At 66.5% G+C, this 9033-nt stretch carries 8 protein-coding genes; 3 read left to right on the top strand and 5 right to left on the bottom strand.

The annotated features are described in order from the left end of the window. Together ABNS06_RS07345 and ABNS06_RS07340 are read left to right on the top strand one after the other, a co-directional pair. Nucleotides 1-1380 (top strand): alkaline phosphatase PhoX (locus ABNS06_RS07345; protein WP_348673568.1); only part of this gene is annotated, 1380 nt, incomplete at its 5' end. A 125-nt stretch (nt 1381-1505) separates the two neighbouring features. Then, nucleotides 1506-1934, top strand: a complete 429-nt coding sequence (locus ABNS06_RS07340) for a YkgJ family cysteine cluster protein (RefSeq protein ID WP_348673567.1) — start codon at nt 1506-1508, stop codon at nt 1932-1934. Between the two features lie 31 nt (nt 1935-1965). Here ABNS06_RS07340 and ABNS06_RS07335 read toward each other — a convergent pair whose 3' ends face one another. The 5 genes from ABNS06_RS07335 to ABNS06_RS07315 form a co-directional block, all read right to left on the bottom strand. Then, nucleotides 1966-2511 (bottom strand): hypothetical protein, encoded by a 546-nt coding sequence (locus tag ABNS06_RS07335; RefSeq protein ID WP_348673566.1) that lies wholly within the window; start codon nt 2509-2511, stop codon nt 1966-1968. Nucleotides 2512-2666: 155 nt separating this feature from the next. Then, complete coding sequence (locus ABNS06_RS07330) at nt 2667-3392, bottom strand: hypothetical protein (protein WP_348673565.1); 726 nt, start codon at nt 3390-3392, stop codon at nt 2667-2669. Nucleotides 3393-3487: 95 nt separating this feature from the next. After that, nucleotides 3488-5359, bottom strand: a complete 1872-nt coding sequence (locus ABNS06_RS07325; RefSeq protein WP_348673564.1) for an alkaline phosphatase — start codon at nt 5357-5359, stop codon at nt 3488-3490. 15 nt (nt 5360-5374) lie between these two features. Continuing rightward, nucleotides 5375-6958, bottom strand: a complete 1584-nt coding sequence (locus tag ABNS06_RS07320) for an alkaline phosphatase (protein ID WP_348673563.1) — start codon at nt 6956-6958, stop codon at nt 5375-5377. Nucleotides 6959-7243: 285 nt separating this feature from the next. Next, nucleotides 7244-8035, bottom strand: coding sequence for a glycerophosphodiester phosphodiesterase (locus tag ABNS06_RS07315; RefSeq protein ID WP_348673562.1), 792 nt, complete (start codon nt 8033-8035; stop codon nt 7244-7246). An 88-nt stretch (nt 8036-8123) separates the two neighbouring features. On the opposite strand from ABNS06_RS07315, the gene ABNS06_RS07310 reads away from it, so the two are divergent. After that, nucleotides 8124-9033: PLP-dependent aspartate aminotransferase family protein (locus ABNS06_RS07310; RefSeq protein WP_348673561.1), on the top strand; the 910-nt coding region annotated here is incomplete at its 3' end.

Here is a 9033-nt window from a genome sequence, read left to right as displayed (position 1 = left end):
GGTGACGACGAGGACGAGCGCGAGGCGAAGGAGAACACGCTGTTCGCCCGCTACGGCATGGGCGCCAACAGCAGCGGGGATTCGTATCGTGAATGGAATACCGTCAGCGGCGGTGTCTACGAACGTTTTGACATCACCGCCGCGGCCAGCGGCTTTCTGAACCCGTCGTCGCCGGACGAGGACTACCGCAACGAGCCGAACAGCTTCGGCTACATCGTGGAGATCGATCCCTTCGATCCGGCGTCGCGGCCGCAGAAGCGCACCGCGCTGGGTCGTTTCGGGCACGAGGGTTGCTGGATTGGCCCCGTGACCGCCGGCGAGCCGCTGGTGTTCTACATGGGCGATGACTCGCGCAACGAGTACATCTACAAGTTCGTGTCCGACGCGGTCTGGGATCCGGCCGATGCCACGGCGGCGGATCGCCTGGCCACCGGCGCCAAGTACATGGACGCCGGCACGCTCTACGTTGCCCGCTTTGATGCCGACGGCACGGGTGTCTGGTTGCCGCTCAGCTTCGGCGATGCCCCGCTGACCTCCGGCAATGGCAGCTATTCATTCGCCGATCAGGCCGATGTGGTGCTGGCCACGCGGCTGGCTGCCGACGCGCTGGGCGGCACGCCGATGGATCGTCCCGAATGGGGCGCGGTCGACCCGCTGACCGGTGAGGTGTACATGACGCTGACCAACAGCTCGAGTTCGAGCAGCGGTCGCGGGCAGGGCGGCGGTGGCTCGCAGCCGGTTGATGCGGCCAACCCCCGGTCCTACGTCGATGTCGACGGCAACGAAGGCCAGGGCAACGTCAACGGCCACATCATTCGCTGGCATGAAGATGCCGGCAATGCCTCGACCAGCTTCACCTGGGACATCTTCCTGTTCGGTGCCGAGGCCGATGCCGACCCGGCCACGATCAACCTGTCGGGTCTGACCGCGGACAATGATTTCTCCAGCCCGGACGGGCTGTGGTTCGATAACCGTGGCCTGCTGTGGATCCAGACCGATGACGGTGCCTACAACGACGTCACCAACGACCAGTTGCTGGCCGCGGTGCCGGGTGCCGTGGGCGATGGCCATGCGGTGGATGTCACCTCGCCGCTGAGCGGCGAAACGGTCACGACCTACGTTGGTCGCTCGGCGAGTACCGACAACCTGCGCCGGTTCCTGGTCGGTCCGAGGGGCTGCGAGATCACCGGCATCGCGTCGAATCCGGCGAATACCGCGCTGTTCGTCAACGTCCAGCATCCGAGTTCACCGACGCTGGACGGCGGTGACAGCTGGCCGAACACCAGCGGGGATGCCACGGCCCTGGGCAACGGCGCGCGTGGTCGCTCCGCCACCATCGTCATCACCCGCAACGACGGCGGCGAAATCGGCATCGGCTGATTCGCCTGCAAGTTCGACAAAGCCCGGCTTCGGCCGGGCTTTTTTGTGTCGGACGGGATTGATTTTGTCCGCAACGGGCGCACAATCCGCTCGCCGAATTGCCGGTTCTTGCGAGTTCAGATGGCTTGGTCACGGATTTGTCGGGGACGGGCTGGGTGCATCCCTGCCTGCGTTGTGGCGCCTGCTGCGCGCACTATCGAGCGTCGTTCTACTGGGCCGAAGGCGATGATGTGACACCAGGTGGCGTGCCGGTGCAGCTCACGGCCAGGCTGACACCGCATCGGCGGGTGATGCTGGGTACGGATCAACCGAAGCCGCGATGCATCGCGCTCCAGGGGACGGTTGGCGAGCGGGTCTACTGCTCGATCCATCCCCTGCGCGCCAGCGTCTGCCGGGACTACGTGCCCAGCTTCGAGGACGGCCAACATCACGCCCGCTGCGACGAGGCGCGTGCCGTCCATGGCCTGCCTCCACTGACGCCGGCTGACTGGTCGGAGGAGCGGCCCGACGATGATTCGCCCACCCGACCGCCGCGTCTGCCGCGCGCGGCCTGAATACCGTGGCGGCCGCCTCGCGACGCCGTCGCTAGGTTTCCGGCTTGAAGAAGGCCGCGAGGATCAGGCCCGCGATGCACCAGTTGACGACGTTGTAGACCACGCCGATCAGGCCCCAGCTCGTCTGGATCGGCCACCAGACGGTGCTGCCCAGATCGTAGGCGAAGCTTGCCGTCACACCCAGCAGCACGACGAAGCCGACGCGACTGGCGTAGCCACCCAGTGAGGGCAGGGCCAAAGAGAGCAGCCAGCCGGACAGCAGCGCAACGCCCAGCAGGTGAACGAACCCCTTGATGAACACCTTGGGGTCCATCGCCGGACTGCCCTCGACCTCGATGTGGATCATCGCGACCGGTCCGGCCTCGTGCAGGCGGGTCATGGCATCCACATCGTCGGACATGCCCGGCACGAAATAGGTGCCGGTGGTCGGCAGGTAGGTTTTCAGCGCCGCGCCCAGCGCTGCGTCGTCGGTGGCGGTTTTCATCACCCCGGACGGGATCGGGCTCAGCCAGAACACCGATCCCCAGATAAACATGGCGGCGGCCGCCAGCAGGCCACTCAGACCGTATCGCTTCATGATGTCTCCCTTGTGCGTCCCCGCGGTGACGGTCCGTCACCGGGGCCGAGCATAGCCATGAATCGACGGGCGGCGCCAGGGAAGCACTGATTGATTCACGCAGCCAAGTTGCCGCCAGAAAACAGGCCAGGCAAGGCGCGAGGAGCGAAGCTTCCCTAGTGGTGGTGACCGCCGTCCAGCGCCTGGCCGGAGGCGTCGTAGAAGCCGCTGCTGCCGTGCTGGATGAATCCGAGGCGGATCATCTTTCTCAGGAACGGATCGGATTCGTTGTCGCCGATGTCGGCGTAGTCCGTGGTCTGGAAGGTCGACCAGCGGTCGAACTGGCTGCGCACATGCTCCGGGTCGGCCCGCACTGCCACGAGTTCGATGGCAATCGTCGCCGCATCGGTGCTGCTGACCAGGCTGCGGGGCAGCGCGTAGGCGGGCAGCCATTCCAGGGTTTGCCGGGTGTCCTCCACCTCGCCCCGGTAGGTCTCGACACGATCGCAGCCGTCGCCGCTGACGCCGGTTTTTTCCAGCCGTTCGCGATGGGTCGGGGTGATCAGTTCACGCAGGCTGGTCCAGTGCGCTGCGCCCGTCGGGACCGCGTTGGGTTCGTACTCGATGCCGCGCCGCGCCTCCTCGAACTGGCGAATCAGGTGGTAGCGGTTGTTCGGAACGCGATTCCAGAGGTCGACGTAGCCGTCGTCCGGGTGCGCATGCGCGATGCGGTCCGGGAGGCGCCACAGCGTGAGCATGCGACGGGTTGATGCATCGTCGGCGGACCGCGTCGTCGTGATGCGGTAGGTGGCGGCCAGCGTGTCCGGATCGATGTCGCAGCTGTTGGCGAAGGACATGGAGGGCAGGAGCACGGCGGCGAGCAGTGCGAGGAATCGGGTCATGAGGAATCTCCCGGGGTGAATCTGACGAAACAGGGGGGCGTTGCGCCCCCCTGCGATCGAACGCCGTCCGTGAGGACGGCTGGCTGGCGTCCGGATCAGTTCAACGCGTCATTGGCGGCGTTGACGTAGTCGCCCGCGAAGTCCATGACGTGGAACACGATGTTCTGCTCGTTCGTGCCACGGACCAGGTTCGCGCCGGGGCCCGACGCGTACAGGCCGACGTCCTCGCCGGAGTGGGTTTCCGAGCCGAGCGGCACCAGCGCCTCCTGGTGGAAGCCGGGCGCCGTGGTGTCGATGGACGACAGATCGGCACGACCGGAGACCGGGGCGAAGCCGTAGATGGCATCGGCATCGGTCTCGCCGCCCAGGTCGCGGAACCCGAAGCCGTTCATGTACCCGAGGGTGGTGTACGGCATGCCGTCACTGGCCAGCGTCGCGTCGGTGGCGCCGACATCGACGACCTTGCCGAGGATCGGGTTGCCGCGCTTGGGATAGCCGGCGATCGTGAACACGTGGCCGTGATCCGCGGTGACGATGATCAGCGTCTCTTCCGGGTCCGTTGCGTCGGCGGCGGCTTGCACGGCGGCGGCGAACTCGATGGTGTCGTTGAGCGCGTTGTAGGCGTTGCCGGCGTGGTGACCGTGGTCGATGCGACCGGACTCGACCATCAGGAAGAAGCCGTCGTCATTGTTGTCGAGAATGTCGATGGCCTTCCGGGTCATGTCGGTCAGCGACGGTTCGCCGGCCACGTCATTGCCACGATCCGCCTCGTACTGCATGTGCGACTCGTTGAACAGACCGAACAGGCGCTCGGTGCTGTCCGCATCCACCGCGTCGAACCCGGCCTCGTCGAAGACGTAGACGCCGCCGGGGTAGGCCGTCGTCCACTCGGTGACCAGATTGCGACCATCGTTGCGGTCGCCCTCCGTGCCACTAACCGCATCGGGGCTGTTAGCCGCCGGGTCGTTCGGCAGGAAGTGACGACGACCGCCGCCCATGACCACTTCGATGCCGTCCACATCCAGTCCGGCGTAGCGGGCTTCCAGGTTGGCTTCGAAGTTCACCAGCTGGGAGGCGATGTCCTCGCAGCCGTCGGTGACCGCCTGGCCGGGCATGTCGGAGATGTCTTCCCAGTTGCGGTCCGCCGACTTGGCGTAGGTCGCCGCGGGCGTGGCGTGGGTGATGCGCGCCGTGGACAGGATGCCGGTGGACTTGCCGGCGATCTCGGCCAGTTCCAGCGCCGTGACCAGTTCGTTGCCGGCCACCGTGCTGCAATCGCCGCGTTCGATGTCCTCGTCCACGCCGATCACGCCCACATCGGTCTTCACGCCGGTCATCATCGCCGTCATCGTGCCCGCCGAATCCGGGGTCTGGGCGTCGACGTTATAGGTCTTGGCCAGGCCGGCGTAGGGGAACTGGTCGAAGCTGAGCTGGTGTTCCTCGCCCAGCTTGCCGGCACGCTGACCTTCGAGGATGCGCGCGGCCGTGACCGTGGACACGCCCATGCCGTCGCCGACGAACAGGATGACGTTCTTGGCGCGACCGCGTGCCGGCGCGTCGGTTTGCACGTTGCCGCGGGCGCGTGCGATCACCGATTCACCCTGGGCGAACCAGGCGTTGTTGACGTTGGTGCGCAGTTCGTTGGCCGACAGCTGCGTGCGTCCGGGTGCGCAGACGTAGCCGGTGGTCGTGACCTCGGCGGTGTCCAGCTGACCGTTGCCGTTGGCATCCGTGCCGGAATCCACCTGGATGCCGCCGGCGGGGCAGTTGGCGTCGCCGACCGGAAGTTCGGTCTGCGCGACCAGCGCGTTGCTGCCGTCGCTGCCATCCGATCCGCCCGGTCCTTGCGGCCCCTGGGCGCCCGGTGCGCCGGCCGCACCGGTGGCGCCATTGTCGCCTTCACAGCCGGCCAGCGCGACGAGGCTGGCGACCAGAACGGCGGAACTCAGAATCTTGAAGTGTTTCATCGAAAGACTCCCCAATTATTCGGTGATCAGGCCAAGCGCCTGATTGATGACGTGGAAGACGATGTTCTGCTCGACCACGCCTTGCGTGTACTGCGAACCCGGGCCCATGGCATGCAGGCTGATGTCCTCGCCGGCATGTGTTTCCGAGCCCAGCGGCACCAGGGTTTCCTGGTGGAAGCCAACCGTTTCGGTGTCGACGCCCATCAGATCCACCCGGCCGGAGACCGGCGCGGCGGCGTAGGAGGCATCGGCATCGGTTTCGCTGCCGAGATCACGGAAGCCCAGGCCGTTCGCGTAGCCCAGCGTGGTGTAGGGCATGCCGTCGGTGGCCTGTGCCGGCGTCGTGGCGCCGACTTCGACCACCTTGCCGAGGATGGGGTTGCCGCGTTTCGGGTAACCCGCGATGGTGAACACGTGGCTGTGGTCGGCGGTGACCAGAATCAGCGTCTCGCTGGGGTCGGTGTTGTCGACCGCCGCCTGCACGGCCGCGGCGAACTCCAGCGTGTCGTTCAGCGCATTGAAGGCGTTGCCGGCATGGTGGGCGTGGTCGATGCGACCCGATTCCACCATCATGAAGAAACCGGCCTCATTGTTGTCCAGCACGTCGATGGCCGTGGCGGTCATCTCGGCCAGCGACGGCTCGCCCGCGACGTCATTGCCACGATCGGCCTCGTACTGCATGTGCGACTCGTTGAACAACGCGAACACCCGTTCGGTGTTGTCCGGGTCCAGTGCGGCGAATCCGGTGTCATCGAACACGTAGCTGCCATTGGGATAGGCCGTGGTCCACTCGGTGACGAGGTTGCGACCGTCGTTGCGATCGCCTTCGGTGCCGCTGACGGCATCCGGGCTGTTCGCCGCGCTGTCGTTGGGCAGGAAGTGCCGGCGGCCGCCGCCCATCACGACCTCGATGCCGTCGACGTCGATGCCGGTGAAGCGCTGCTCCAGGTTGCTCTCGAAGTTCACCAGCTGGGAGGCGATGTCCTCGCAGCCGGCATCGATCGCATCCTGCGGCATGTCGGAGATGTCTTCCCAGTTGCGGTCGGCGGACTTGGCGTAGGTCGCGGCCGGGGTCGCATGGGTGATGCGCGCGGTGGACAGAATGCCGGTGGACTTGCCCGCGATCTCGGCCAGTTCCAGCGCCGTGACCAGTTCATTGCCGCTGACGGTCGAGCAGTCCCCGCGCTCGATGTCCTCGTCGACACCGATGACGCCCACGTCGGTTTTCACGCCGGTCATCATTGAGGTCATCGTGCCGGCGGAGTCCGGCGTCTGGGCATCGACGTTGTAGGTCTTGACCAGCGCGGTGTAGGGGAAGGACTCGAAGCTCAACAGGCCTTCCTCGCCGGGATTGCCGTTGTTCTGACCTTCCAGAATGCGGGATGCGGTCAGCGTCGAAATGCCCATGCCGTCCCCGACGAACAGGATCACGTTCTTCGCGCTGCGACCTTCGCTCTGGCCAAGCTTGGCGTTCATGCTCGACTGGGCGTCGGTGAACCACGGGTTGCTGCTCTGGTCTGCCGGCAAGGCCTGGGCAGATGCTGCTGTTGCGGTCGTCAGCGAAACCAGCGCTGAAGCCGCAAGCGGTAGTGTCTTCATCTCTACTCCCTGGGTGAACGGATGTTTCACGCGTGCGCGGGGGAGAGGAGGGCGCGCCGCCATTGCCCCGCGCGACCGGGCGACCGTAGAAAGCTAAGATGACCCGGGAGTGACGGGTAGATGACGGCTCCGCGACAGTTTTCTTGCCGGGACATGACCGTGACTGTTCAGCTCCGCAACGGCGGCGAATTCCGGCCGCGGCATGAACAAGGGGTGAACGCCGGGCGCGTGTTGAGGCCGGTGTCGGAGCAGGGTTCGCGGCGCGAAACGGGTGGCTTTCGCGCGCTAGATGTCGCCCGATGTGTCGGCGAGTGCCGCATCCAGCGAATGCTGCATGGACGCGGCGTGATTGGTGAAGATCCAGTGCGCGCCACGGCTGATTTCCCGGAACAGGCTGTTGCGTGATCGCGGAAATCCGATCGCCAGCCGCTGGCCGGCGTTCAGGTGGCGCCGCGCCCGCTCCGGTCCCAGCAGCGCATAGTGGGCGCCCAGCGCGGCCTGGCCCCGGGCCAGCACATGGTCGCTGATGGCCGCGAGGTTGAAGCGGGCGATGCTGATTTTCGCCGCCTCCGACACGTCCGCGAACCGGTCCAGCATCGACGGGTCCAGGCTCATCAGGTGGTAGTCGCCGCCAGGACGCAGGCCGTCGAATGCGTCGAGCAGGTTGCGAACGTAGCGAGGCTCGTCCGGATAGACCTCGTCCTTGATCTCGACCATCAGGTGGAAATGCGGCTGGTAGCGCTCGACGAAGCTACGGGCGTCCGGAATGTCCGGCGCGATGTCCTGCAGCTGCGACCAGGTGAGCTGGCCCAGCCGCTCCGGGCGCCCGTGCAGCCGTCGCAGGTCTGGATCGTGGTAGACCACCGGCACGCCGTCGGCGGTGTAGCGGATATCGAATTCCAGTCCCCAGACATTGGTGCCGACCAGGGGATCGAAGGCGGCGAAGGTGTTCTCGCGGACCTGCGATCCGGGGCGCTCTCCGCGGTGGGAGATGATCCGGGCCTGGCGCAGCGCCTCCGGCTCGGGGCGTGCCCGGGGCAGGGTGGCGACGACACCGTCGACCAGCGATATCAGCATGTCATCAAGCGACGGCGGCATGCGGCGAACCGACACGGGCGAGTCCGTACTATACGGAGCATCGAATCCGCCTTGCAGGAGTGCCGCCTTGAAGAAACACGTCCGCACCCGGCTGACCCATCTCGGTCGTGATCCCGCCCGTGACGACGGCCTGGTCAACACGCCGGTTGGTCGCGCCTCCACCGTGGTGTTTCCGTCGCTGGCCCGGTTGCGCGAGGCAACGCCGCAACCGCAGGGCGCGCTTCACTACGGCCGCTTCGGCACCCACAACCGGCACGATCTGGAGGCCGCCGTGGCCGACCTGGATGGCGCGGAAGGGGCAGTGGCGGTGCCGTCGGGTCTGGCGGCCTGCGTGCTGGCGATTCTGTCGCAGGTCTCGGCCGGTGATGAGGTGCTGATCAGCGACAACGTCTACTGGCCGACTCGCAAGACCTGCGATGCCTGGCTCAGCCGCATGGGGGTGAGCGCGCGCTATTTCGATCCGGCGCTGGGCGCGGCGGTCGCCGACGAGATCACCGATCGGACCCGGCTGGTCTATCTGGAGTCGCCGGGCTCGGTGACCTTCGAACTCAGTGACGTGCCGGCGATTTGCGCGGCGGCGCACGCGGCCGGCTGCGTGACAGCGCTGGACAACACCTGGGCCACCGCGCTGGGCTTCGATGCGGTCGCCCATGGCGTGGATATTGTGGTGCATGCCGCGACCAAGTATCTGGTCGGACATTCCGACGCGATGATGGGGCTGGTCTCGGCGTCAGGGGAGTGCCTGGAGCGCCTGCGCATGGTCAACATGGCGCTGGGGCACAGCGTCTCACCGGATGACTGTGCGCTGGCACTGCGCGGCATGCGCACACTGGCGGTGCGGCTGGAGCAGCACACCCGCTCGGCGCTGGCCGTCTGCGACTGGCTGGAGCAGCAGCCCGAGGTTCGGGAGATCCTGTTCCCGCCACGGCCGGGGGATCGCTATCACGCGCTGTGGACGCGCGATTTCACCGGCGGCT

Origin of the sequence: uncultured Abyssibacter sp. (assembly GCF_964000955.1) — a bacterium.
In the GTDB taxonomy this organism is placed as follows: Bacteria; Pseudomonadota; Gammaproteobacteria; order Nevskiales; family OUC007; genus Abyssibacter.
The sequence above is the reverse complement of the archived record's forward strand: the minus strand, read 5'-3'. Positions and strand labels throughout refer to the sequence as shown.